We start from the raw sequence: 23,544 nt of genomic DNA on the forward strand, positions 1-23,544 counted from the left end.
CAACTGGTTGCGTATCGAGCCGCGAGCTACCCGCTGGCCAAACTCCGACTTACCAGGTTTTCCAAGGTGCCTTGTTGTTGGCCCACAAATCTTCCAGGTAACGCCTGTCCCGCAACGTATCCATCGGGTGCCAGAAGCCGTCGTGAAGGAACACGCTGAGCTGGCCCTCCTCCGCCAGATTCGTCATCGGTTCTTTTTCCCATACGGTGGCGTCGCCTTCGATGTAATCGCCGACCTTGGGCGAAAGCACGAAGAAGCCGCCATTGATCCAGTTGCCGTCGCCGCGCGGCTTTTCCTGAAAGCCGGTAACGCGGCTGCCCTGATGATTGATGGCGCCAAAGCGGCCGGGCGGCTGCGTGCCGGTCACGGTCGCCAGACGCCCCTCGCGGCGATGGAAGGCGATGCTTTCGGTGATGTCGATATCGGCCACGCCGTCGCCATAGGTCAGGCAGAAGGCGTCGTCATCGCCGATATAGGGGAGGATTCGCTTGATGCGCCCGCCGATCATGGTTTCTTCGCCGGTGTCGATCAGCGTCACCCGCCACGGCTCGGCGTGCTTCTGCAGAACCTCCATCCGGTTTTCGCGAAGGTCGAAGGTGACGTTCGATTGATGCAGGAAGTAGTTGGAGAAGTATTCCTTGATCACGTAGCCCTTGTAGCCAAGGCAAATGATGAAGTCGTTGATGCCGTGGCTGCTGTAGATCTTCATGATGTGCCAAAGGATCGGCTTGCCGCCGATTTCGATCATCGGCTTGGGACGAACATCGGTCTCCTCGGCAAACCGAGTTCCCAGGCCACCGGCCAGCAATACTGCGCGCATTAATTTGCCATTCAATACGTTGAGATTAATAGGTTTACCGCTATTCCCTACATGAAATGGCGAGGCCATGCGAGGCCGTGCCGTCATTTCGTGACAGAATGGTTTATTTGACCCCGTCAATTTACGGGTTCCCGCGCTGGCAACGAGGCACGAAATCGATTCCGCGGCCACGCATACGCGCGTTGAGGTTGAGCGCGGTCGAGTAAGGTTGACGGGTTAGCTTAATCGACGGCTTTGATTGAGCCGCTCACGGGCGAAGCTATGATGAAGCATGAAGCGAAATCGCCTGCGTCGGAAGGTTGTCACCAAGCGTAAATCGCGGGCTCGGCCCGAAGATCTCGCGCAAAGATATCGGGAAGTGTGCGAACTCCGGCGCAAGCTCGAATGCGTTACAGCCAAGGTGTCTTCCCTGCGTTCCAGACAAGTTGAGGTGTGAGCGCGCCGTCGCCTGTATCGGCGCGACGTGCTTTCAATGCCGGAGTTCAGTCCGATGAGCCGTGATAATCCGTTTCAAGTTACGTCGTTCAGCCCCGAGCGGGCGTGGGCGGATGCCTGGCATCTTTGGACGGTCATGGTGCCGAGGCGCTCGATCACGGGGCGGCTGTTGTGGGGCAAGGTATGGCGCCGGCACGACGGCAGACGCTGGATCTACAAGAAGTTCGTCGAATACGAACCCGACGATCTCGTCTGACCGATCGATTGCCTCGCTCAGGCGTTGCGGGACGCGCCGTTACTACGTTCTGAGCGAAATGCCAGTGCAACGCCGATGGCGATGACGGTCATCGTTGCCAGCAGACTGGCCGGAGCGGTGCAGTTGATGCACGTCCCAACGATCGAGAAGGTCTCGCTCACGGGAGCTGTGACAAGGTTCATCATACCGTAATCCTGACATTCAAGGCTGAGAGCGCAGGGCCGAAATTAAATATAGCAGCTCTGGCCCGATCCAGCCAGTCGAAGCGCGTTCAAGCCAGGGCTCATCTGCTCGACGTCGGGTTCATATTAATGGGCCCGAAGCGGACCTATTATCTCTCCGGTTATCCTCGCCGCGAGTTTTTCCCGGAAGATCTCGCGTTCGCGCCTCCCGCGGCCCGGCCGATTTACTGTCAATTAACTATGATGTTTTACCAAATATTTACGCGCCGAAAATCGTCCACGGCGCGAAGTCGTTGGGGGTTTTACCTTTGTTGCCTTCTCGTAGCCTTGCGACGAGGTCAGCCGCCTGTTGGGCGGCAATACTCGTTGTGTCGGGCTGCACCACCACCCCCATCGCGACGCCTTTGACCACGGTGTCACAACCCAGATTGGCTTCGGGACAGCCGGTTTCCCTGGAGCAAACCTACGCGTATGACGGCGGCCCTACCGGCGCCGTGCCGCTTCCATCCCCTTCATCGCCGGCGGTAGCCGTCATGGACGGCGGCAGCGGCAGCATGATCGGCGGGACGTATTCGAAGCGGAAGACCGCCGGCGCGGATGGGAATGTGGTTCTCAATCTGGCAAGCGTTCCGCTTCAGCAAGCCGCCAAGACCGTTCTCGGCGACATGATCGGCGTGAACTACGTCGTCGACCCGCGCGTCGACGGTGTCATTTCGGTGCAAACGACGCGTCCGGTCAGCAAGGCCGAGGCGATGGAGATGTTCCAGACCGCGCTGGTGCCGATCGGCGCGGTGCTGGTGCAAAGCCGCGGCACCTACCGGATTGCGCCGGCCGACCAGGCCGCCACGGGTGTGATCGCGACCGGCGATGGTCCGGCCGAGAGCGCCATCGCCGGCAACGGCATTCGCGTGGTTTCCTTGAAATACGTTTCCGCGACCGAAGTCGCACGCGTGCTGGAGCCGATGGTGCCGAAAGGCGCAATCGTGCAGGCCGATGATGCCCGCAACATTCTCGCGCTCAAGGGCTCTCCGGCGGAAATCGAAAGCATGCTCGATTCAATTTCGGTATTCGATGTCGATGTCATGAAGGGCATGTCGTTTGCGGTCGTTCCGGTGAAAACGCCGCAGCCGGAAAAAATGGTCGACGAACTGAAGGCGATATTCGCTGCCGAGAAGGAAGGGCCGCTCAAGGGCCGCGTCAGGTTCATCGCCAACACGCGGCTTGGCGCCATTCTGGTCGTGACCTCGCAGCCGAGCTATTTGCCGAGGGCGCAGACCTGGATCAGGCGGCTGGATGCCAAGGCCGCCGGCTCGGAGCGGCAGCTTCACGTCTACCAGGTGCAGAACCGGCCCGTGGTGGAGCTCGCAAGTGTACTGCAGTCGATGTTCGCGAATGAAATGAAAGTGGTGAAGCCGCCGACGCGCAGCGTTTCGCCGCGATCGAAGCAGGCGAGTTTCTCCGGAAGCTCGGCAAAATCGCTCGGACCGGGCGGCGCGACGCCGGATATCGATCAGGGCGCAGGGATCGGGCTTCGCGGCGTCAGTCCCGGTAACGATCTGCAAGGCCTGCAGCGCGCACTGAACAACGAGCCGGAAGCACTGGCGCCGGATTCGATGGAGCCATCTTCGTCGTCTCCGTCCTCCAACGGGGCGGGCGGTGAACCGCCGCTCAAGATCGTCGCCGACGAGACGAAAAACTCGCTCCTCATCATGGCCAACGAGCGGGACTACCAGCGCGTGCTTCGTGTCATTCAGGGGCTCGACGTGGTCGCAAGCCAGGTCCTGATCGAAGCGGTCATTGCCGAGGTGACGCTGAACGACAAGCTGCAATATGGCGTGCAATGGCAGCTATCGAAAAAGGGGACGCCGACCGCCTCGTTCTCGAACGCGCTGACCGGCGGCGTGGCATCGGTCTTTCCCGGGTTCAACTATGCCGTCAACGCAGCCAGCATAGCGTCGACGCTCAGCGCATTGAACGCGATTACACGCGTCAACGTCATTTCGACACCTTCGCTGATGGTTCTCGACAACAAGACGGCGAGGCTGCAGATCGGCGATCAGGTGCCGATCACCACGCAAACCGCCACCAGCACCGTGACGGCGCAAACGGCGATCGTCAATTCGATCACCATGCAGGATACCGGTGTGATCCTTTCGGTAACGCCGCGCATCAATGAGAGCGGCAGGGTGCAGCTCGAGATCGAGCAGGAAGTCAGCGCCGTGGTGAAGACCACCTCATCCGGAATCGACTCGCCGACCATCCAGCAGCGGCGCGTGAAGACCACCGTCGTCGTCAACGACGGCGAAGTCCTGGCGCTCGGCGGGATGATCCAGGAGCAGGCCAGCAAGACCAGCAACCAGATCCCGCTGCTCGGCGACATACCCGGGCTTGGAGCCGCGTTCTCCAACCGGGGCGACCAGGTTCAGAAGACCGAACTCGTCATCCTGATCACGCCCAAGGTTGTCCGCGATGGCACGGAAAGCCGTCTCGTCACGGAAGAATACCGGCGCAAGATGCATGTCTACATGCCGCACACGACCTCGCGCGAGCGCACGCCGGCCAACACCATGCAGCGGATAATTTCACAGTGAAGCGCCGAGCAGCCACAAGAAATTTCTGGCTGTTGTCGAGCATGGCCTGCGCTCTGGCGGGCTGCGTGACCTATGCCTATCCGATCGAACCGCCGCCGCCCTATGCGGTCCTGCCCGTTGATGAAACGATGAGCTGCAATGGCGTCGCTGCGTCCTTCCGCTACGCGGCGCGGCGCGCCGCCCGGCTGGAGTATTGGCTGGCGGTGGGCCCCTTGGCCGGCTACGGCTACGAAAGATATCCGCTGGATGCGCCCAAGCAGCTCATCGATGAGCGCAGGCGGCTCGACGCGCTGGCCGATCTGCAGCGCTACAAGGGTTGCACCGTGATGGAGCCCGGCCCTGCCGTTGTCGAGGAGCGTTTGAAGCTCGAAGGCTCAGTCCGTCCGCCGCCGCCTGCGCCTCCGGTCGTGCTCAACTCAAAAGGATAGGACGCGGGCTCATTAGCGCGCAGCTGGGCTCAACATGCCCGGCCAAGGAGCGCTTCGGTCGCGATGCGCCCGAAAGCGGACGCGTTATGCTCACTTTGAGTTTTGTCGTTCGTGACCCATCCCGGAAGTAGGCCCTAGTCCAGCAGCGGCCTGCCCGATATGCTTTGATGCGTGGGGCTGGAACTGAGACGCACGGTGGCCCGATGTACATATTCATTCGAAAGTACACCAAGGTTCGTTCGGTTGCGGATGCCGCTCGCCGCGCCAAAAGCGGCATCGGTCGGATACTGAGGGAATCGCCCGGATTCAGATCTTACTATGTACTGGATGGGGGCGAGGGCGTCGGTGTCGCTGTGATGATATTCGAGGACCGCGAAAGCGCCATTGCGGCGAACGACAAAGTTCTGGAGTTTGTTCGAGCAAGCCTGCATGACCTTATTCTTGGCGACCCCGAAATCATCGCCGGGGAAGTTTTGGTGAATATAGAATCCGATGCGTAATTGTTCGCAAAGGGTCCTCATCCGCTACGTGCGCAAGCCTGGGACAAGACTGCCCCTTACGGCGCGCATCAAGTTGGAGATGGAGAAGTGGGGCAAGGTGGTGCGTGACGCCAATCTGAAGACCGAATGACCTGACGGAGGCAATGTCTGCGCCGGCCGCTTCCTGGCGCAAAGCGGACGTTTCATGCTCGACTGAGGATTTTCGGTTTTGACCCAGAAGAGACATCACCCGGACGAGGGACGAGCCGCTGGGAGATCCGCGATCCCTTGTTATCCGACGCCGATCGATCATATCGAGGAGGCTCGCCCTTTTCCGCGAAGAGTTCTCCGATCTCCATCCGGTGGTCCCCAACCTCGAGCGGAGCTTGCGCCATCTTTAAACGCTCGGGCTTGCCCGTGGGATGTCCGCGAGTGGCCCAATGTATGGACCGGCCGGCGTTGGGCAACGTATAGCGCGGTATATCGTTAGTGGCTGGGCCTTGATTTGGTTGTGAGTTCCACGCTCGCTCTTGATGCGATTCACGATGGGGAGTGGTAGGTCACCGATTGGTAGGCCCAATTTTTTTGACGACTCGTGCGTTTCATGTCGTTGTCATCCGGGAAGCGCAGGAAATGTATGTCCTTGCTCTGGTCACCCAAAAAGGCGGAAGCGGCAAGAGCACGCTGGCGGTCGGACTTGCAGTCGCAGCGATGGGGAACGGGGAGCGCGTCGCATTTGTCGAGGCGGATCCACAAGGCACGATTTCAAAATGGAAAGAGCGGCGCGGCCATCCCTATCCGCGGGTCGTTCGGGTCTCCGATCCCGCCGAAATAGAAGGGGCGCTCGTCAGCCTTGAAGCTGAGGGAATCTGGCTTACGGTCATCGATACCGCCGCCACGAACAATGCACTGGCCATGCGCGCCATCGCGAGGGCCGATCTTTGCCTGATCCCGGTGCGTCCGAGTCCGGCCGACATCGAAGCTGCGATACCGACGCTGATTGCTATTCGTAGGCTCAACCGCCGATTTGCTTTCGTCCTCAATCAGACGCCACCGCGGGGCTGCCGCTTGAGTGAAGCTGCAACGTCGCTCAATTCGCTCGGGGTGCTTGCGCTTCCCTATGTCGGACAGCGCAATGACCACCAGGACGCGCTTGGGGCAGGATTAGGCGTGACCGAGTTTGCACAAGAGGGAAGAGCCTCGGAGGAAGTTCGTGAGCTGTGGCGCTGGGCCTTGAAAAAGCTTGTCGAGGGGTCGTTAGATCATGAGCCACACGCAAAAAAGGCGGCGTGCTAGCCATACACGCTGTGCGCGACGCTCGCTGGTGGAGCTTACCGCGGCGGCGAGCCGAGCCGTTGACGATGGCCTGTTTGTGTTGTCCAGCGGGATTGCTGCTTCCAATCTGCGATCGGAGCACACAGGCGAGCAGACGTCTGATCAAACAATCCTTGCAAGGCAAGCGACGGCTCTGAGTCCCGTTGCGGTGCTTGAATCTCGGAATGCGGCGGCGCCGCGCAAGGGCGAACTCCTAGATTCCGACACTACCACCGAGATGATGGTGAAGATTGCCAAGGACTATCAAAACAGAGCTTTTGAAAACATCAAAGCCAGCCTGAATGCTGCGTTGGACCATGCAAAGGACCCCGTAGAGACACGGGTGGGAGGCGAAGCGGCGTCGAAAGACATCGGCGGTTCCAATCTTGAAAGCAATTTTTTGACCGTCAAAGAAGCCGCAACGGAGTTCCGCGCGGATGCGGCCGAGTTGATTGTGCAGAAGGAACCAGCCGACAGCGCGGGGCAGCCGCAACTGCGATACATGCGGCGGCTCACTGACGAGGCGATCAGATTGCTGGACGATCTTCGGAGCGGCAAGCTGGAGAATCAGGCGAACTTCATCCTGAGCGAATGCTTCAGAGAAGCCGCCAGCGCGTTCTCTATGATCAATCAGCAGCTCAAGCGCGACGGCTATGCCGCGAGCATTGATCCATCAATCTTCATCTGGCTTGCCAATATCACCGAACCGGAGACGCGCGACACCGGGACCATGCGGCTTGAGATCGTACCCAACCACAGAGGTCGTCCGAGCACCTACGCGCGCCAGGTCGCTCAATTCATCTGGCACCTTGTCGAGGGGCAGGGCTGCCGGCGACAGGCCGCATATCGGGGCGCGCTCACGAAGTTCACCATAAGCGCGAGCTTCGCCGAGACGGCCTATGCGTTTTGGGAGCCGATCTTCAAACGGGCGGGACCGCACGTGAAGATGCTGACCCGCATTTCAGATCCAGAAATATAAAGCTAAGCAGCGCGGCCATTTGGCGTCCGATTTGACTGAGGCCGAGGCCCCTGCGAGGACCGCCCGGCAACTTCGTCCGAGCTTTGGACGAAGAAGACGCTGACGTTGGGGCCGCTCCTGCATGGCCCATGATTGCGCTGATAAGGGCCGGAGCGAAGCCGTCTGCCGGTGCAAACGCCGACCAAGTACGAGCTGGTGGTCAATCTGAAAACCGCCAAGGCGTTCGGCCGCAACCTGCCGGCATCGGTGCTCGCCCGCGCGGACGAAGTGATCGAACAGGGTTTGCTTTGTTGCGATGCATGAGTCCGGAAATGGCCCCATGGCGAAGTGCCGCTATGTCCGCTCCCGCGCCGCTGTTGGGGGAGAAGCAGACATCAGGTGGCCGACTCGCAGCAACCGACTTTATGAGTACGCACCCAAGCTGCAACGTTGAGTCGAAGGAAGCTCAGCTTGCCGCCGCGTCGCGAACGCGCAGGCACGCGCGCGCAGCGCCTTGGGAGCGTTCCTGCCGCGCGCTTGATGAATCGATATCCCCGCGCCGCCATTCGCGGATGACGTAGGGGCGTCCGTTGCCGCCCTCCAGCGAGACCAGCGCCTCGCGGATGAAGCGTGCGCCATCCGAGGCGCTGATATCCGCGCGGATGGTCATGCTGCCGCCTGTGGGCAGCCCTCGCTTGGCGTTCGTCTGCTTCGGCGCGATATTGAGCAGTCTAAGCATGGCGGGAGAGGCGGCTTCCATGTCGGGCTCCGGCCGCCCGGAGCGAACCGTGACATGGCGAAGGGCTGTCCGAAACAACCGCGGCGACATGCCGTCGAGCTGATCCAGTTGCATCACGGTTGTGAAGCGTGCCTCAGCAGGCCCTGCGGCTGGTGTGCTCTGTGCCTTCGGTTTGCGGAATTCGATGATCTGCGAGGCGATGCGGGTGCCTGTCGACTGATCGCCCGTGAGCGCGGTGAAGAAGCGCGTCAAGGCGGTCAGGCTCGCCGTGTTCAGGTCGATTTTTCCGGTCTCTTCCTCGACCGTGATCGTGGCGCGTTCACCGCCGGGCAATCGGCACCGTAACGGAAAATTAACGGCTTGTTCGGGCGCGGCAGTCAGCGCCGTGGCAATCGCCAGGTTGACGGCGCTCTCGGCCGCCATCTCGGCTGCGGTCACCGAGGCGTAGTTCGACGACGTCTTGGTGCGGTAACGCGCGCCGACGATGACAGCCATTCCAAGCAGCGTAATCAGGCCCAAAGTCCAGATCACGGCGACCAGCGCGAAGCCCGATTGGCTGGCCCTGGAGCGGGGCAGGGAAAGCCATTCCGGCCGGTCGGGGGCAGGAAGTCGGTTCGTTCGAGCCTTTGGCCGGTTTGCCACGTCGATAAGCCTTGCTGGGCCGGCCAGCGGCCTGACCTTGCGTTGTCGGCCGATATTTACGCCGGAATGGCAAACAAAGCGTCAAACAGCTTGTGTTAATCAAACCCCCCTAGAATCGCGCCGACGCAGACCCCACCGCCGAGCGCGCGAATGTCATTCGATATCCAGCAATTGTTGCGCCCGGCCGCACCTCCAGGCCGGGGAACGGAGCTGCCGAGGCCAAGGGACGCCGGCTTCGCGCAGGCGTTTTCCGACCTTCTGGTCGACAAGGACCTGGTCGATCCCGCCGCCGTCGGCCGGGCCCGGCGGGCCGCCGAAGCGGCTTCCGAACGCTTCGATCTCGTGCTGGTCAAGCTCGGCCTGATTTCCGAGGCCGACCTCTGTCTGGCCTACGCTACCTACTGCGGTCTTCCGCTGATCGAACCGGCGGGTCTCCCGGCCCGGCCCGTCCTGGCGGACCGCTTGCAGTTCTCCTTCCTCAAGACCAATCGGATCCTGCCGATCTCGTTCGACGGCCGTCGCCTGCTGATCGCAACTTCTGATCCCTTTGTCGACGAGTCCGTAAAGGCCATCAGCTACATGCTCGACGTGCACGTCGATCTCGCCGTGATTGCTCCGGCGGAAATCGAGCGCGCCTTGCGGACGCTGTACCAGGACGCGGCGTCCGAGATGCAGCCTGAGGAAACCGACGACATCGCGATATCAGGCAACGACGGCAGCGAATTCGACGTCGAGCGTCTGCGTGATATCGCCAATGAAGCGCCGGTCATCCGGCTCGTGAATCAGATCATTGCGAGAGCCGTCGAGCGTGGCGCGTCCGACGTGCACATCGAACCCGGACGCGATGCCGTCGCCGTTCGTTACCGCATCGACGGATTTTTGCAGCAGGAGCGCCTCGTGCCCGCGACGCTGCGGGCCGCACTGACGACGCGCGTGAAGATCATGGCCAAGCTTGACATCGCCGAGCGGCGATTGCCGCAGGACGGCCGCATCAAGACCGTGGTTCGCGGTGTCGAGATCGACATCCGTGTCTCGACCTTGCCGACGGTGTTCGGCGAAAGCGTCGTGATGAGAATCCTCGATCGGACCCGGGTGGAGCTCGACTTCACCAAGCTGGGGCTCGACGGCAAGACGCAAGCATGTCTCCAGCGCCTGATGGCGCTTCCGAACGGCATCATCCTGGTCACCGGCCCGACCGGCAGCGGAAAGACGACGACGCTCTACACTGCTTTGAAGGATCTCAATCGGCCCGAACTGAAGCTGTTCACCGTGGAAGATCCGATCGAGTATCAGCTCTCCGGGATCAACCAGATCCAGGTCCAGCCGCAGATCGGTCTCGACTTTCCCACGGCGCTTCGCTCGATCCTGCGCCAGGATCCGGACATCGTCATGATCGGCGAAATCCGCGACCTCGAAACCGCGCGCATCGCCATCCAGGCGTCGCTGACCGGCCACCTGGTATTCTCGACCTTGCACACCAACAGCGCGATTGCCGCGATTACGCGTCTGATCGACATCGGACTGGAACGTTACCTTCTCGCCTCGACGATTGCTGGCGTGATGGCGCAGCGCCTGGTCAGAAGGATTTGCCCCGCGTGCTCGCGACCGCACAGCGACGGCGATCGCGCGCATGGCAAGCTCAAGATGGCGATAGCAGGCAATCCGCGAATAGATTGGTCGCACAGCCGGGAGCCGGTTGGCTGCGAGGCGTGCGGCAATACCGGCTATAGCGGTCGCACGACGATATCGGAACTGCTGGTGGTCGACGATGCCATCCGCGAAACCATCGGAAGAAGAAGTCAGGACCAGCGTGCGATCGAGCAGATCGCGCGTGAAGCAGGCTTTCACACACTCTACGAAGATGGCCTCGTGAAGGTCGGGGCCGGCGAGACTTCGCTCGAAGAAGTTCTTCGCGTTACCCGCGCGTCCTAAAGGGGAGCCCTGGCCCTTGGCAACGTTTCACTACAAGGCGTACACGGAACGAGGCGCGGTCACCGTAGGGACGATCGTCGCCGAAGGTCTCGACGCGGCCATCGACGCGCTCTACGGCTCGGGGCTGACGCCGTTCGAAACCTATGGCGTGGCCGACCACACGGTGGAACGGTCGAGCCAGTCATCCGCTCCGGCGCGCGAAGCGGAAACGTCGGTCTGGAAGCGCGAGCTCGTTCAATCGAACCGCTTCAGCCTGAAGGAACTGACGGCCTTCACGGTTGAGCTGGCTTCGCTGACCAATTCCGGGCTGACGCTCGATGCCGCGTTCCGGATCATCGCAGGGCCGGGCGCCGCGCCGAAAACCGCGCGTCTCGCCAACGGCCTTCTCAAGGACGTGCTGGCCGGACTGCAGCTTTCGGAAGCGATGGCGCAACGACCGGACGTGTTTCCATCGGACTACCGGGCCATTCTGGCCGCCGGCGAAGCCGGAGGGGTCACGGGGCAGGTCCTCAAGCAGATCGCTGAATTGCTGGCGCGCCGGCTCGAGATCCGCAACAAGATCGCGTCCGCGCTCGTCTATCCCATGATCCTGATCCTGATGTCGCTGGTATCGGTCGTGGTCATCGTGTTTGTGCTGATACCCTCTATCTCGCCGATTTTCGTCGATGCCGGCCTGCCGCTTCCGGGCATCCTGCATTTCTTCGAGGAGATTCAGGACAACTGGCTGATCGTCCTGCTGGCAGTCGCTCTTTGCGGCGCAGCAGGTTTCGTGTTGTGGGGCAAGGCGAAGCAAAATCCGGAAGTCATGCTCGGTGCCGATCGTTTGAAATGCTCGACGCCGGTGATTGGCGGACTCATTCGAAACCGCGAAGCCGCTGGCTTTGCGCGGGCGCTCGGCACGCTGCTCGTCGCAAGGGTGCCGTTGATGTCCGCGATGCAGACCGCGCGTGCGCTCGTCACCAACCGGCACCTGAATGCGCTCTATGAGGGCGCCATCAAGCGTGTTCCGGAAGGCACGCCGCTGCACCGCGCGTTCGATAGCGACGGCCTGTTGCCGCCCGCATCGCTTCGCCTTGTTGCCGTCGGAGAGGAGTCCGGCCAGCTCGGCCCCATGCTCATTCAGGTGGCTAGCGTGATCGAGGCCGACCTGCAGCGGCGCATCGAACGCATGGTCGGCCTGCTGACGCCGGCTTTGACGCTTGTCATCGGCGGAAGCATCGGTGGGCTCATCATGCATGTGATGAGCGCCGTACTGTCGATCAACAATCTCGCGTTCCAATGAAACGCCCCGCACGATCGTCAGCCGGGTTCACGCTGGCCGAATTGCTCGTCGTCATCGGGATCATCGGGTTTGTCCTTGCCGGCACGCTGTCCGCCAAACCGAAGGCCGTGGCCACGCGTGTCGCCGTCACCGCGCGCTCCGTCACGGCGACGCTTCAGCTCGCTCGTGCGCAGGCGATGTCGAGCAATGCGGAAACACTATTCCGGATCGACGTGGAGAAAGGCCGGTTCGGCCTGCCGAATTCCATGCATAATCTGCCGCGTGGAATGAGTGCCGCGATGGTGATTGCCGAGACGGAGCGCTCCGGCGATCTCGGCGGTATCAGGTTCTATCCGGACGGCCAGTCTTCCGGCGGCGAGATCGCGCTGACGCTGGATGGACGATCGGCGCGCATCGCCGTCAATTGGCTGACCGGCGAGCCACGGTTGATCCAATGATGGGTGCGCGATCCAGACGAATGTTGGCGAGGCGTGACGGCGAGCGAGGTTTTGCGCTAATCGAAATCCTCGTTGCCTTCGTCATCCTGGCGCTGGGGCTCGGTGCGATATCGACCGGGGTGGTGGTCGCGATGCGTTCCGATGCGCGCACGCAGGTCAATCGCACCGCGCTGCGCGTTGCGCAGTCGCGTCTCGAAGCCGCAGGGATTTCCGAGGCGCTTGCGCCCGGCTACCGTGAAGGCTTGATCGCGAACAAATTCCGGTGGCGGCAGACTGTCACGGAACTTCGTCCCGCCAGTGACACGCGTTCGCCGCAGGGCGGCCGGCCAGCGCCTGCAAACGGCGCCTTGAAGTCGTTCTGGGTTGAAGTAGCCGTTGAGACGCCGGACGGCATCGCCACCAAGCTCGCGGCGTTGAAGCTTGCGACCGAGGCGAGACAATGACGCGCGCGGTCCGCAGCCGGCTGATCTCTCGCGTTGCTGCCCGGCGGAGGGGCGAGCAGGGGTTGACGCTGATCGAGTTGCTGTTGTCGCTCGCCATCCTGGCGATCCTGACGGGCTTTCTGGCCGGCGGATTGTCGATGGCGCGGCAGGCTTTCGGCGCCGATCGCGCCAGCGAGATCGGAAGTGAGACCAGTGCCGCGATCCAGACCGTCGCTGCGCTGGTGGGATCAGCGCTCCCGGTCCGGGCTGACGGGCCAGGCCCAAAAGACGCCATTGGATTCGATGGTCGCGGCGAGGTGGTTTCCTTCGTGGGGTTGAGCGAGGGACGGTCGTTGCGAGGCGGACCGCACAAGATCGTCTTGCGGCGGAGCGGCGGCGATATCGTCGCTGAGTTCGTGGCGCTTAACGGGGCGCGCGCGAAGGAGAACCTCGAACCGGCCGCAACCCGGGTCGTGGTGCTTAGCGGCGTGCGTGAAATCCGTATTGGGTATTTCGGCACCACGGATCCGAAGGTAAAGCCGGCCTGGCGCGCCGATTGGGTTCGCCCCGAGCGGCTGCCGGATCTGGTTTCGATCCGGATCGAATTTGAGGACGAACGGCGTAACGAGCCCGCCACCATCGTGGCGCTGCGCCAGGGCTAGAGCCACACTCGTGCCCCGGACGCAAGCGGCGTGAGTGCTGCGAGCCGGGGCCCATTCTACTTTGCATGGGGTTGTTTTCGCGATTTTGTGTCTGGGCCCTGCGGTGTACCCCCGAAGGGGTCTGCGCTGGCCGACACGCACTTCAAGCAGCCATTGAACGCCCGCTCGTTACCCTTCGTAAAGAATTAGTAAATAGGCTTCGTACATTCGAATCGAATGCCCGCAAGTGACGATCATGCCTGTCGCCGATCTGCCAGTCCGTGCCGGTGGCCTCCACGTCCTCGCGGCGTGGGGCAAGGGCTTTGTGCAATGGTGGCTGTCGGGCTTGCGCGACGCGGTTCCGGCGCGCTGGCGCGAATGGGCCGAGGGCGAGACGAAGCCGCAGGTGACGCTTTGGCGGGACGGCCACAGCGTTACATGCCGCCTGGTGTCCGCCACAGGTCCTGCGGAAATCCGGATTCCATTGCCGCTTTTCAACGCGGCCGCACTTGAGCAGTGGCTCACTCAGCAGGGCGTGACGCGGGAAGCGACGACCGTGGCGCCGGTGATTTCGCGCGAGCTTTTCTTTTTGCGTGAGTTGAGCGTGCCCAAGGCGGCCTTTGGCGCCCTGCCCAGGATACTTGACCAGGACATATTGCGGCGAACGCCATTTCAGCTTTCGGACATCTGGCATGCCGCGACCGCAATGGGCCAGGAATCGGACGGCGTCGTGCCGATGTGTCACTGGATTATCAGGCGCGATCGCGCCGAGGCGGCTTTGTCGGAGCTCGCTCTGGCGTCGCGGGATGTCGACTGTTTGGCGGTGGCCGACGCCGGCGGTGAGGCCGTACCCGTCATCACGTTCCGCGCCGTCAGTAACGAAGATCCGGCGTGGGCGCTGCGGGCGGTCCGGTTGCTGGCAGTCGCCGCACTCGGCGCCGTCCTGCTAGGCCTCGTCGTCTTCGAATGGCGCCAGGCCAGCGTTGCCGCCGCGCTGGAGACGGCAGTTGTTGAGGCCCGGCTATCAGCTCAAAGCGGTCGGGACGGCCTGGATCCCGCGGCGCGTTTGTTCGCGATGAAGGCGGAGACTGGCATCCTTGCCGTGTGGGATGAGCTGTCGCGTATTCTACCCGATCATACTTTTCTGACCGAGACCCGCATCGCCGACGGCACCGTGACGCTGTCAGGATTTTCGGCGGATGCCGCACGTCTGGTTCGCATCATCGACCAGTCGCCGCTATTTTCGGGCGCGACCCTGACTTCCGCGATTACGCCGGATGCGAACGAGCGCAAGGATCGCTTCAGCATCGTGTTCAAGCTGCGTGGCGCGCGTGGGGTGACCGCAAAATCCCGGGCCGCGCCATGATTCAGAATCTGAAATTGGCGCGCGGGACGCCGTTCCTGGCTTTCAATGCTGCCGCCATACTCTTTGTCGTCATCTTCTTTCTTGCACCGATCATGGCGCACTTTGCTGCGAGGGGCGAAGACATTTCGGATAATGCGGCGCAACTTGCGCATTTTCAGAACGTGACGCGCGCGGCAAAGAAGTCGGCCGGCAGCGTCGGGCGGTCAGGCGATCCTTTCCTTCCCGGCAATGAAGAGCGCGTCGCCAGCGCCGATCTGCAGGCCAGCCTGAAGTCGATGGCGGCGAATGCCGGTGTCAATCTGCTCGCTATTCGCGGGTTGCAGGGCGGCCGGTCCCAGCCGTTGCACATGATTGCCGTCAGCGTAGAGCTCGAAGGGCCGCTGAAGGCTATCAGGGACATGATCTTCACGATCGAGAACCAGACGCCGCTATTGTTCGTCCCTTCGGCCTCGTTCCGCAGCCTGGCGGACGGGGAGGACGGTCCGATCAGGGCCGAACTCAGGGTTCAGGGCGCTATCCGCGACGGTTCGCAGCCACCCGGAAGGGAGGCGGCCATGGGCGGCCGGCAAGCCGGCCCTGGATCGGCCCCGGCGGAGCGAATGCCATGACGTCGTTGGCGCAAATGGTGCAGCTTCGGCTGGCCGGTTCACCGCGGCAATTCGCGGCGTCCAGGCTTGCCGCAATGCTCGGGCGGACCGACCTGCCCAGCCGGAGCGAATTGGCGGCGCTGCGGCCTGCGACGCGCGTTCTCATCTTGGGTTTTGCGGCCTGGATCGCGCTTGTTGGTGTGATGACACTGAGCGCGGTGATTTCGCTTGAGCTTTCGACGGTCACGGCCCCGACCTGGTTTGGCAGAAGCGGGCCGGTCGCCAAGGCTTCCGAAGCGCGCGCCGCCGCAGGCTTTGAGAATATCGTGCAGCGCCCGCTGTTCTCACGGAACCGGCAGGGTTTTGTTGCGGCCGAGCCGGCCGCCGCGCCACCCCCGCCGATGGCGACCTTGGACGCAGGGATCTCCCTCAAAGGGGTGTTCATGAGCGACGGGGTGGCGAAGGCGTTCCTGGTCACGACGCAAAGTCCGCTGGGCGTGTGGGTTCAGGTCAATGGACAAATCGACGGCTGGCGCGTCGCCTCGGTGACCCCCGAGCACGTGGTGTTGGAGGGGCAGGGCGAGAAGCTGACCGTTCCCCTTCATGCGAGCGGGAGATGATGCGCTCGCTCCGCAAGACCGGTGACCGTACCGGCCGTTTTTTTGGCGAAGCGCTGGCATGGCGCTCGCCAGGGCGGCCATACGTTGTCGTGGCGTGGGCCTTGATAGCCGGTGCGGTCTGGCTCGCCATCGGCCTTGCAGGCGATCCCGGCTGGGCGCTGCCCGCCATCGCAGGCTGCTACCTCGTCGCTCTCCTGGCCGCTGTTTGCGCCATTGACGGCCGCTACGGGATCATTCCGGACAGCATGGTTCTGGCGCTGGCCGCCGGCGGAGCGCTGCAGGCCTGGCTGTGGGGCCCGGCCGACTTCTGGTCGCGTGGATTGGAGGCTGCCCTGGTCTTTGCTGCTGCGTCCCTATTCCGCGCCGGCTATCGCTGGCTCCGGGGTTATGACGGCCTGGGTTTCGGCGACGTGAAGTTCGTCGCGGCGGGCACCCTTTGGATCGGCGCCGAAGGCATTCCCGGCCTGCTGTTGATCGCCGTGGTCTCCGCCCTGGTCAGTCTGCTGATCCTGAGAACGCAAGGACATGACCTGCACGGCAAGCAGGCGATCTCATTTGGGCCTCACCTTGCCATTGGCCTTTGGTGGGTCTGGGTTTTGGGACCGCAGCCGATTTAAAGCCGGGTGGCTTTCAGGATTGCCCGCTTCGCGCATCTCAACTCAATGAGCGCAAAAGAAAAGCCGCTCGAAGGCGGCCTTTCGCATCACTAACGAAAATTGGGGTCAGGCGGCCAGCGCAGCCGGCCGTGACTTCCGGCGATAGGCCATGAAGCCGATGCCGGCGAAGCCAAGGATCAACATCGCCCAGGTTGACGGTTCAGGAACGGCATTGACCTGGATCGACACGTCGCCCAGTAGCTGGTCGTTTGCGCTGAAGAGCTTGAGATCGAAGGTGTAGATGCCGGAGGCATTGGGGTTGAAATTCAGTGGGCCTCCGAGAAATGCGAAAGCGAGGTTTTCGCTGTTCTGATAGAGCGGGCCGCCGATCGGGGTATTATCTGGTATTAGCTGCGGATTGAACGCCAATGACCCTCCGGGACCGGTGATGGTCAGCAACGAATGGGTGCCCACCAGCGAACCGGGATTGACCGAGAACTCGAAATTCCACAACGCCTTGCCGGACGAATTGCCCACTGGCGCGATGTAAAGATTTCCTGTCGGCGTGATCGGCCCGACAAATCGGATAGAGGCGCGCAGTCCGAGTTCGACCCCATTATCCTCCGTATCGACCGCGAAATGGCCGTTGCTGGTACCGCTCCCCTGGGTCCAGCCCGATGCCAGATCCTGATTAAACGTGACGACAGCCGAGGCGCTGCTGACAAACGACGTCAACGCAAGAGCGGTCCCCAGACCGATCAAACCCAGCGACGAAAACCGCATGATTCCCCCCATTTATTATTGGTTGTATTTCTCTTAAACACATTCCTTTAATTCGAGTCAATCTTCGGTTGGGGATAACAAGCCGTTACACGTGAAATCGAGGCCGCGGCATTTCCGCATCGCGGAATCCAGCAGTTTGGTCACCGAGCTATCGGAATTAAATTACGAAGGCCTGTTAAGCTCAGGATGGCTTATCCTTGGCAGACCATAACCGCTGGGCGCTCCGGGCAAATATGATGCCGGCCGCGCCGCCCGCCATTTTCTCGAGCGCATCGATCAATGTGCCGTGACGATCCGGCGTTATGGTCTGCATGATCTCCAGCAGGGCCGCTGCGCCGAAAACGATGACGCACACGAGAATCGGGCGTCTTGGATAGGCGAAGCCGAAGAGGGCGCCGAGGAAGGCAAATGCGATAACGTGCTCAAAATGAGCATAGGTTTGCATCGCCGGCCGCATCAGATACGGCGCGAGCTTGAAATAGATTGCATAGACAAAGCCGACATGCGTCAGCGTGGCGTAGGCTATCGCGATGACCGCGATCCACGCCGCAGCAATGGCTAGCTGGGTAATACGTCTCTTCATCTTGGGGTTTTGCACCGGTCCAGAGCTTCTTTCGAGGTAATAGGATCCTTAACCTTACCTCAGGCCCGACATGGCGGGGGACTTGTCGGGCTTTTCCGCAAGCGCCGGGAGTAAACTTTCCGATAAGGGAAACCATCGATTGCGGGCCGATCACTTAGGCGAACTCCAACGGATTTTCGATAAGGTTGCCGAATTCAGCGCCCAGTTCATCGATCACCTGGCCACGGCTCCGTCACAGCATTCCAGTCCGCGGGATAGCGCGAGGACACCGGAATATGCGTAAGGCACATTCAGCTTTGTTTGCGCTTTCTCTGGCGCTTGTAATCGTCCCTGAGATCGCGGCCGCAGGCGGCGCGTTTGTCGTCGCCCCGGGATTTCGCGGGATTGGTTATCCGAGCGGGTACGGCTATGCGCGCCTCTACGGTCATCCATTTGACGACGGCTACGACTATCCGTTCGGCTATGGCGAGTATGCCGAGTACGGTCCATGGGCCTACCGCGGCGATGGTGCGTGCTACGCGCTGCGTCGGGTATGGACCGTAAGGGGTTGGCGGCAAAGAGCGGTGAGAGTCTGCGATTAAGCGCAAGGTTCGATCCGGCGCGATCCCGCCCGTCTGCCCACGCGCCTAGAAGTCAAATGCCCAGGCGAGGCTATGCAGAAGCAGCCACGACCAGCCGATCATGGCTGCGGCGATGGCAAACAAGTAGGTGAACCGGGCAACCCGCATGAGGTTACTTCGAGACCTGCCGGTTGACATCGGCCGGTGCCCGTAGCGCGGCCTGGGTCCGGAAGACGGCCTGGCGCAGCCGCACCACTTCTGCGTAACGGTCGCTCAGCGACTTCTCGGCCGGCAATTCCCGGATATCTTTTGGTTTGCTCAAACGCTGTCGCTTCACGAAATACTCCACCGTTCATACAATCAATTTGGCCGAATACGGCAACTCAAAAACAACCATAGTTTCCCGCGTGTCGTTCGCAACGCAACTCACGCGTTAAGCTTGATACCCGCGCAAAACGTTAAACCGGGAACCTCGGCTCTGGCGCTTGCGCGATGCTCCGCCGATCCCGGATGCTCGAACCATCGCCGCCGTCTCGCAGAAGGCAGTCCGATCGCTGAACGGATGCTGAACGATCAACCCTAATACGCGGCACATTCGGAAACCGGCTTATCTGGACGATACCGCCGGTGCCTCACCGGCATTCTTGTGCCATGGCCAGATCGAAAGGATGCGCTCGGCGTCGGCTTCGAGAAGCTTTCGCTTCGCGATGACTTCTTCCTTCACAAACTGGAGATCGTCGTCCTGATAGAAGAAATCGGAGCAGCGTGAATTGTAGTCATTTGCAAGTGCGTTATAGGCGCGGATGTCTTCGGGGCCCCGGACCTGTTGCTTGACCACACGCAGCCGTTCTTCCTGAAAATGACAGTAACGAACATATTCTCGCGAAAAGCGTTGGCCCTTGCCGACCGGCGGAAGCAGCTCTGGCTCCGCTTTGGGGTGAGGCGGATCAGGTACCGAGGCGACGGAGAATGCTGCTCCAAGATCGAGCGTCCAGTACGCAACCAGAAGTCCAAGCATGGCCAGCAGCGCCGCCGCCGCGAGCATGGCCTTTTTGACGTGACGGAAGCCGCTGTTTCCCGCAGGCACCGTAAGATTCGGGTTCGGATCGATACCCTTCGAAGCGGCGCGCTGCATATCGCGCAGTATTTCTCTGACTTCGGCGAGCCGCGCGGCCGCATCCGGAATTGATCCGAAAGCGTCGAGCGCGTGATCCAGGACCTGCTGCGCCCTAAGGTAATGGTGCTGGGCGCTCAGATCGCCGAGCAGGCCAAATATGCGGTCGGGGGTGACGTTCATCTCCGGGTCAGTGAAGCCCTGGTGCGCGTCCAGCAATAGCAGGGGCTCGCAGAGTGAGGCCCAGCGATACAGCGCGTCGGCCAGTTCCTCAATCGAGGACGCATCTTCCGGTCGTTGCTCGAGCAATTGGCAGGCATTGTTGACCTGCTGGTCAGCGTTGGAGCGCATCTCTCCAATGGCGCGCCGATAGGCTGCCAACAGGAGGGAATGCGTCTGGATGAGTGGCTGTTCACGCGTTGCAAGAAGCTGGCAAGTGGCCTCCAGCAGCGGTTCTGCGGCACTTTCGACCGGATCGTAGGCTTCAATAACGGCCACGCAATGTGTGTTGAGAAGATCGTTCAAGCCATCCCTTACGCTCGCTAGCGATGGTGGAGCCCAGCCGGCGCGATGCCGGAGCGCCTGCAGGGCCTGATAGATTTCCATGGCATCGATGGAATTGTGCGCGTCAATCAAGGCAACGAGCAGTTCGCTCGATGTGCCGCGGCGAGCCGCGTAACGTGCAATGAAGTTGGCTCTTGAGATCGGTGCAAACTGGGCCGACGTTTGCAGGATGTCTTCGTCGGAAGCGTCGGCAGGCAGCTCGGCGTAGAAGAGATCGACGCGATCGGGCGTGCTGCCGAGGGGATAGGAGAGTTCGCCCGGCAGGCGCCGGGCTGGGTCCAGAATACTTGCACATGCTTGTGTCAAGCTCTCTTCCGGCGCGATACGCGTTTCTCGTGCCCGGGCGAGAGCGGCCTCAATCTCCGGGGCCGTTGCGGAAGGACCGATTCCCAGAAGGTGGAATGGCTTAGCTAACGGATCAGATCCGGAAGGCGAGGTATTGTTGGCTGAACTGATTGCCATATCCAGGGGTATCCGACGTGCTTTCCGCTGGCGCAAGCTCTTGCAGAGTGACTACGTCGAACTGCTGGACGAGATGGTTGATGTATCAGCCACGTCAAAATCGTTTCTGAGGTGCACGCCGATGTCGTGCACCCGGGAACGCCAGAGCTCGCGGTCAATACGAGGACCGGCTTCCGGCCGTATTGTCAGCATGGCATTCCATGGGTTTGACCCATAGACCGTAACGACAAATCCGCGATTGGGGCAACCGTCGATGGTGCGCAGCGACTTCATTATGAGGCTTGCGATTTCATCCGTGTGACGGACCTGTTTGCCGCCTGCGCCTGCAGGCGCGGCCGGCCGAATGCCCGGATCGGGTTGCTCGCCGGTGGGAAGCGGGGGAGGCAGGCTTCGGCTTGCGACCTCGGTTGCGGTTGGCGAGGCCGTGGAGGAGGCGTCTGGCGGCGGCTCTGTGGGGCGACCTTCGTCCGCAATCCCCTTCGGTATCGCCGCGATCTTTTGGGCAAACTCTACCAGGCTTCGATCAATCTCTGCGTCGGTGGGCATAAATAATCCCGGATCGGGTTTGAAAAATCTAGAAGGTCAAGGCCGGATTCTTGACGTCGGTTACCTTGAACCCCTTAAAAAATACGCTGTGCCGGATTGAATCGGAAAGGTGCTGCGGAGGAGTGGTGTCTTCCTTTCCGGTAAGAAGCACCCGCAATCGCCAAAGCGACAGGCCCGCGATTCTGCAAACGTCGACCATCGCGGCGTAGAACGCGCCGTAGTTCTTCAGGAAGTGGCGCCGGCGGGCTTCCAGGAGATAGGGCGGCAAGCGCTTGGGCTTGCTGTTCACGCCGGTCGATTGACCGACGAGGTGGACCACGCGGCTTGCCGGAACATACCAGCTCGGCCATCCTCGCTTTTTGGCATTGAAGCAATAGTCGATGTCATCGAAATAGGTGAAATAGCCTTCGTCGAGCAATCCCGTCGCTTCCATGGTCTCGCGCCGGATGATCATGCTGGCGCCGGAAACCCAATCCGTCTCGAAGGCATGATCGACCACAGGCGGGGCCACTACCCAGCGGCTCAAGAGCTTGCTGACCAGTCCAAGTTTCAGGCTGCCCTCGAACTCTCCTAGCGGCGATTGAAAGCGGAACGCGGATCGTTGCGGCGTGCCGTCGGGCTCTTCGAGCCGGCTGCCGGCGATGCCGACTTTCGGATTGTTGTCCATGAAGTCGACGAGCGCCTTGAATGCGTTCGGCCGGACGATCGTATCGGAATTGAGCAATAGAAAATATTGCGGCTTGTCGGCCGATTCCAGCGCCGGCCGCAGGATCGCATTGTTACCGCCGGTAAATCCGAGGTTTACGCCGAGAGCCTTGAGCGTGCACCAGGATGACCAGCCGTTGTCGTCGATCGCCCGCTGGATGAGTTCGGCGGAACCATCTCCCGATCCGTTCTCGCAGATCGCGACATGGATGCCGGGAACGCTGGCGATCTCCTTTGCGACCGAATGCAGGCAATCGATCGCAAGATGGGTGACGCGGTAATTAACGATAACAACGAGCAATTTCACGGTATGAGACCAGTTAGTGCAAACAATTGGCGATCATTAGTCTTGCGGATCGGAAAAGAAAAGGCGTCTTTGGGCCCTTGTTTAATGTGGGCCCTAATAAGCAAACTGCGCATTAATCATTCAAGGGGGATTGGCGGGGGTGGAGAGGTGGGGTAGTGTGCGCCCCTCATTTCCACTGATTTTAGATGTCCAGTTCCGAGCAGACGAATTATTACCCGCTATTCGACTACATCCGCGCCATCGCAGCGATCGGTATATTTTTCGCCCATAGTGGCACATTGATATCTGCCGACGCCGGAAATTTCTGCGTCCAGGTCTTTTTCGCTCTCAGTGGATATTTGATCGGCGGGATACTACTGCGATCGAAGCCTGACGACTTGCCGAGATTTTATTTCAACCGATCGTTTCGCATCTGGATTCCCTACGCCGTCGCGATCGGTATCCTGTTCGCTGCGACGGCCGCAAAGCAAGGCTTGCAAGACACGAAGATTTTCGAGTTCTTCGTCTACATGGTGACCTTCGTTTACAATTGGTTCGGGCCGCCACAACTTGCGACGGCGCGTGAGCACATGCCGTTGCACGGCACGGGCAATCACTTCTGGTCGATATGTGTCGAGGAGCAATTCTATCTGCTCGCTCCATTGCTGATCATGCTTGTGAGGCGATGGGTCGTGATGGCTATTCTCGCCGGCCTTGTCGTGCTCAACTTTGTGCTTCCTCACGACTTCGCTTCAATCGCTCTCGGCGTCCTGCTGGCCATTTTTGGCAGAGAGCGATCCGTTGCAATAGCCGCTGCTTCATCTGCACTGGTTATCGCTGTAGCCTTTCCGTACCCAGTTTGGGCACCGTTCCTCGCCGTCTCGATCATCGCGGCCTGCTCGATGCAAGGCAGTCAGACGAGATTGGGTCGAATCGTCGGCGGGGCCTCATTCCCCTTCTATCTCAATCATTGGATTGGGCTATTCGCCATCAACCCGTTGGTGCGGTACGGTCTCCCGCATTGGAGCGCCGTAGCAATAGCCTTCCTGATTTCATCAAGCTTTAGCTTGATCCATTTTGCGCTAATCGATTCCTGGATAGCGAAGAATAGAGAGAGGTTCTTTACGCAACGACGCGGCGCGATGCTGCTAGTCGCCGGCCTCGCGATGATTGCGACCGGCCTTGCGACAGCGATCAACGTTTGGTAGCGTTGG

At 61.0% G+C, this 23,544-nt stretch carries 27 protein-coding genes and 1 pseudogene; 18 read left to right on the forward strand and 10 right to left on the reverse strand.

Features of this window, described 5'->3' with window-relative positions; translation table 11 throughout:
• Positions 1–49: 49 nt before the first annotated feature.
• Positions 50–820: a glucose-1-phosphate cytidylyltransferase gene (gene rfbF, locus V1279_RS06365; protein ID WP_334446236.1), complete on the reverse strand. Its 771-nt coding sequence runs from the start codon at positions 818–820 to the stop codon at positions 50–52.
• 490 nt (positions 821–1,310) lie between these two features.
• Between rfbF and V1279_RS06370 the strand changes: the two genes are divergently transcribed.
• Positions 1,311–1,511, forward strand: coding sequence for a hypothetical protein (locus V1279_RS06370; protein ID WP_334433595.1), 201 nt, complete (start codon positions 1,311–1,313; stop codon positions 1,509–1,511).
• Positions 1,512–1,528: 17 nt separating this feature from the next.
• On the opposite strand, the gene V1279_RS06375 is transcribed toward V1279_RS06370, so the two are convergent.
• Together V1279_RS06375 and V1279_RS06380 are read right to left on the reverse strand one after the other, a co-directional pair.
• Positions 1,529–1,696: a hypothetical protein gene (locus V1279_RS06375; RefSeq protein ID WP_334433597.1), complete on the reverse strand. Its 168-nt coding sequence runs from the start codon at positions 1,694–1,696 to the stop codon at positions 1,529–1,531.
• Between the two features lie 256 nt (positions 1,697–1,952).
• Complete coding sequence (locus tag V1279_RS06380; RefSeq protein ID WP_334433599.1) at positions 1,953–2,105, reverse strand: hypothetical protein; 153 nt, start codon at positions 2,103–2,105, stop codon at positions 1,953–1,955.
• Positions 2,106–2,226: 121 nt separating this feature from the next.
• Here V1279_RS06380 and gspD point away from each other — a divergent pair, with 121 nt between their 5' ends.
• The 6 genes from gspD (at position 2,227) to V1279_RS06410 (ending at position 7,787) form a co-directional block, all read left to right on the forward strand.
• Positions 2,227–4,284, forward strand: coding sequence for a type II secretion system secretin GspD (gene gspD, locus V1279_RS06385; RefSeq protein WP_334433601.1), 2,058 nt, complete (start codon positions 2,227–2,229; stop codon positions 4,282–4,284).
• Complete coding sequence (locus V1279_RS06390) at positions 4,281–4,712, forward strand: hypothetical protein (protein WP_334433603.1); 432 nt, start codon at positions 4,281–4,283, stop codon at positions 4,710–4,712. The genes gspD and V1279_RS06390 overlap by 4 nt, the downstream gene beginning before the upstream one ends.
• 203 nt (positions 4,713–4,915) lie before the next feature.
• On the forward strand, positions 4,916–5,212 hold the full coding sequence (locus tag V1279_RS06395) for a hypothetical protein (protein ID WP_028349245.1): 297 nt from the start codon (positions 4,916–4,918) through the stop codon (positions 5,210–5,212).
• A 612-nt stretch (positions 5,213–5,824) separates the two neighbouring features.
• Entirely contained in the window at positions 5,825–6,487 is a 663-nt protein-coding gene (locus V1279_RS06400; RefSeq protein WP_334433605.1) for a ParA family protein, read from the forward strand.
• Positions 6,456–7,484: a hypothetical protein gene (locus V1279_RS06405; RefSeq protein ID WP_334433606.1), complete on the forward strand. Its 1,029-nt coding sequence runs from the start codon at positions 6,456–6,458 to the stop codon at positions 7,482–7,484. The genes V1279_RS06400 and V1279_RS06405 overlap by 32 nt, the downstream gene beginning before the upstream one ends.
• Positions 7,485–7,652: 168 nt before the next feature.
• Entirely contained in the window at positions 7,653–7,787 is a 135-nt protein-coding gene (locus V1279_RS06410) for a hypothetical protein (protein WP_334433607.1), read from the forward strand.
• A gap of 142 nt (positions 7,788–7,929) precedes the next feature.
• Here V1279_RS06410 and V1279_RS06415 read toward each other — a convergent pair whose 3' ends face one another.
• Positions 7,930–8,844: a hypothetical protein gene (locus V1279_RS06415; RefSeq protein WP_334433608.1), complete on the reverse strand. Its 915-nt coding sequence runs from the start codon at positions 8,842–8,844 to the stop codon at positions 7,930–7,932.
• A gap of 150 nt (positions 8,845–8,994) precedes the next feature.
• Here V1279_RS06415 and V1279_RS06420 point away from each other — a divergent pair, with 150 nt between their 5' ends.
• The 9 genes from V1279_RS06420 to V1279_RS06460 all read left to right on the forward strand — a co-directional run bounded on the left by V1279_RS06420 (position 8,995) and on the right by V1279_RS06460 (position 16,748).
• A complete protein-coding gene (locus V1279_RS06420) occupies positions 8,995–10,776 on the forward strand; it encodes a GspE/PulE family protein (RefSeq protein WP_334433609.1) in 1,782 nt (593 codons plus the stop codon).
• A gap of 16 nt (positions 10,777–10,792) precedes the next feature.
• A complete protein-coding gene (locus tag V1279_RS06425; protein ID WP_334433610.1) occupies positions 10,793–12,058 on the forward strand; it encodes a type II secretion system F family protein in 1,266 nt (421 codons plus the stop codon).
• Positions 12,055–12,495 (forward strand): GspH/FimT family pseudopilin, encoded by a 441-nt coding sequence (locus tag V1279_RS06430; protein ID WP_334433611.1) that lies wholly within the window; start codon positions 12,055–12,057, stop codon positions 12,493–12,495. Before V1279_RS06425 ends, V1279_RS06430 begins: the two co-directional genes overlap by 4 nt.
• A 20-nt stretch (positions 12,496–12,515) precedes the next feature.
• Positions 12,516–12,938, forward strand: a complete 423-nt coding sequence (locus V1279_RS06435; RefSeq protein ID WP_334433612.1) for a type IV pilus modification PilV family protein — start codon at positions 12,516–12,518, stop codon at positions 12,936–12,938.
• Complete coding sequence (locus V1279_RS06440) at positions 12,935–13,579, forward strand: prepilin-type N-terminal cleavage/methylation domain-containing protein (RefSeq protein ID WP_334433613.1); 645 nt, start codon at positions 12,935–12,937, stop codon at positions 13,577–13,579. The genes V1279_RS06435 and V1279_RS06440 overlap by 4 nt, the downstream gene beginning before the upstream one ends.
• Before the next feature lie 235 nt (positions 13,580–13,814).
• On the forward strand, positions 13,815–14,924 hold the full coding sequence (locus V1279_RS06445) for a PilN domain-containing protein (protein ID WP_334446237.1): 1,110 nt from the start codon (positions 13,815–13,817) through the stop codon (positions 14,922–14,924).
• Positions 14,921–15,532, forward strand: a complete 612-nt coding sequence (gene gspM, locus V1279_RS06450) for a type II secretion system protein GspM (protein WP_334433614.1) — start codon at positions 14,921–14,923, stop codon at positions 15,530–15,532. Before V1279_RS06445 ends, gspM begins: the two co-directional genes overlap by 4 nt.
• Complete coding sequence (locus V1279_RS06455; protein ID WP_334433615.1) at positions 15,529–16,131, forward strand: hypothetical protein; 603 nt, start codon at positions 15,529–15,531, stop codon at positions 16,129–16,131. Before gspM ends, V1279_RS06455 begins: the two co-directional genes overlap by 4 nt.
• Positions 16,128–16,748 (forward strand): A24 family peptidase, encoded by a 621-nt coding sequence (locus tag V1279_RS06460; protein ID WP_334433616.1) that lies wholly within the window; start codon positions 16,128–16,130, stop codon positions 16,746–16,748. The genes V1279_RS06455 and V1279_RS06460 overlap by 4 nt, the downstream gene beginning before the upstream one ends.
• Positions 16,749–16,853: 105 nt before the next feature.
• Here V1279_RS06460 and V1279_RS37755 read toward each other — a convergent pair.
• Positions 16,854–16,955: pseudogene (locus V1279_RS37755) on the reverse strand (PEPxxWA-CTERM sorting domain-containing protein); the annotation flags it as partial.
• A 736-nt stretch (positions 16,956–17,691) separates the two neighbouring features.
• Positions 17,692–18,108: a VanZ family protein gene (locus V1279_RS06470; protein WP_334433618.1), complete on the reverse strand. Its 417-nt coding sequence runs from the start codon at positions 18,106–18,108 to the stop codon at positions 17,692–17,694.
• A gap of 260 nt (positions 18,109–18,368) precedes the next feature.
• Here V1279_RS06470 and V1279_RS06475 point away from each other — a divergent pair, with 260 nt between their 5' ends.
• Positions 18,369–18,674, forward strand: a complete 306-nt coding sequence (locus V1279_RS06475; protein ID WP_334433619.1) for a hypothetical protein — start codon at positions 18,369–18,371, stop codon at positions 18,672–18,674.
• 151 nt (positions 18,675–18,825) lie between these two features.
• Here the strand turns inward: V1279_RS06475 and V1279_RS06480 are convergent, their stop codons facing one another.
• The 4 genes from V1279_RS06480 to V1279_RS06495 all read right to left on the reverse strand — a co-directional run bounded on the left by V1279_RS06480 (position 18,826) and on the right by V1279_RS06495 (position 22,351).
• Positions 18,826–18,990, reverse strand: coding sequence for a hypothetical protein (locus tag V1279_RS06480; protein ID WP_334433620.1), 165 nt, complete (start codon positions 18,988–18,990; stop codon positions 18,826–18,828).
• Positions 18,991–19,260: 270 nt separating this feature from the next.
• Entirely contained in the window at positions 19,261–20,793 is a 1,533-nt protein-coding gene (locus V1279_RS06485) for a hypothetical protein (RefSeq protein WP_334433621.1), read from the reverse strand.
• A 51-nt stretch (positions 20,794–20,844) separates the two neighbouring features.
• Entirely contained in the window at positions 20,845–21,339 is a 495-nt protein-coding gene (locus V1279_RS06490; RefSeq protein ID WP_334433622.1) for a hypothetical protein, read from the reverse strand.
• A 28-nt stretch (positions 21,340–21,367) separates the two neighbouring features.
• A complete protein-coding gene (locus V1279_RS06495) occupies positions 21,368–22,351 on the reverse strand; it encodes a glycosyltransferase family 2 protein (protein WP_334433623.1) in 984 nt (327 codons plus the stop codon).
• A gap of 185 nt (positions 22,352–22,536) precedes the next feature.
• Here V1279_RS06495 and V1279_RS06500 point away from each other — a divergent pair, with 185 nt between their 5' ends.
• Positions 22,537–23,538 (forward strand): acyltransferase family protein, encoded by a 1,002-nt coding sequence (locus V1279_RS06500; RefSeq protein WP_334433624.1) that lies wholly within the window; start codon positions 22,537–22,539, stop codon positions 23,536–23,538.
• Positions 23,539–23,544: the final 6 nt, after the last annotated feature.

It is taken from the genome of Bradyrhizobium sp. AZCC 1610 (genome assembly GCF_036924515.1).
Classification (GTDB): domain Bacteria; phylum Pseudomonadota; class Alphaproteobacteria; order Rhizobiales; family Xanthobacteraceae; genus Bradyrhizobium.

Coding starts and splice junctions, on each gene's coding strand:
- V1279_RS06400 (WP_334433605.1), top strand. CDS start 5,825: ATGTATGTCCTTGCTCTGGTCACCCAAAAAGGCGGAAGCGGCAAGAGC.
- V1279_RS06440 (WP_334433613.1), top strand. CDS start 12,935: ATGACGCGCGCGGTCCGCAGCCGGCTGATCTCTCGCGTTGCTGCCCGG.
- V1279_RS06485 (WP_334433621.1), bottom strand. CDS start 20,793: ATGGCAATCAGTTCAGCCAACAATACCTCGCCTTCCGGATCTGATCCG.
- V1279_RS06460 (WP_334433616.1), top strand. CDS start 16,128: ATGATGCGCTCGCTCCGCAAGACCGGTGACCGTACCGGCCGTTTTTTT.
- V1279_RS06475 (WP_334433619.1), top strand. CDS start 18,369: ATGCGTAAGGCACATTCAGCTTTGTTTGCGCTTTCTCTGGCGCTTGTA.
- V1279_RS06395 (WP_028349245.1), top strand. CDS start 4,916: ATGTACATATTCATTCGAAAGTACACCAAGGTTCGTTCGGTTGCGGAT.
- V1279_RS06420 (WP_334433609.1), top strand. CDS start 8,995: ATGTCATTCGATATCCAGCAATTGTTGCGCCCGGCCGCACCTCCAGGC.
- V1279_RS06490 (WP_334433622.1), bottom strand. CDS start 21,339: ATGCCCACCGACGCAGAGATTGATCGAAGCCTGGTAGAGTTTGCCCAA.
- V1279_RS06455 (WP_334433615.1), top strand. CDS start 15,529: ATGACGTCGTTGGCGCAAATGGTGCAGCTTCGGCTGGCCGGTTCACCG.
- rfbF (WP_334446236.1), bottom strand. CDS start 820: ATGCGCGCAGTATTGCTGGCCGGTGGCCTGGGAACTCGGTTTGCCGAG.
- V1279_RS06500 (WP_334433624.1), top strand. CDS start 22,537: ATGTCCAGTTCCGAGCAGACGAATTATTACCCGCTATTCGACTACATC.
- V1279_RS06435 (WP_334433612.1), top strand. CDS start 12,516: ATGTTGGCGAGGCGTGACGGCGAGCGAGGTTTTGCGCTAATCGAAATC.
- gspD (WP_334433601.1), top strand. CDS start 2,227: ATGGACGGCGGCAGCGGCAGCATGATCGGCGGGACGTATTCGAAGCGG.
- V1279_RS06370 (WP_334433595.1), top strand. CDS start 1,311: ATGAGCCGTGATAATCCGTTTCAAGTTACGTCGTTCAGCCCCGAGCGG.
- gspM (WP_334433614.1), top strand. CDS start 14,921: ATGATTCAGAATCTGAAATTGGCGCGCGGGACGCCGTTCCTGGCTTTC.
- V1279_RS06445 (WP_334446237.1), top strand. CDS start 13,815: ATGCCTGTCGCCGATCTGCCAGTCCGTGCCGGTGGCCTCCACGTCCTC.
- V1279_RS06375 (WP_334433597.1), bottom strand. CDS start 1,696: ATGATGAACCTTGTCACAGCTCCCGTGAGCGAGACCTTCTCGATCGTT.
- V1279_RS06405 (WP_334433606.1), top strand. CDS start 6,456: ATGAGCCACACGCAAAAAAGGCGGCGTGCTAGCCATACACGCTGTGCG.
- V1279_RS06430 (WP_334433611.1), top strand. CDS start 12,055: ATGAAACGCCCCGCACGATCGTCAGCCGGGTTCACGCTGGCCGAATTG.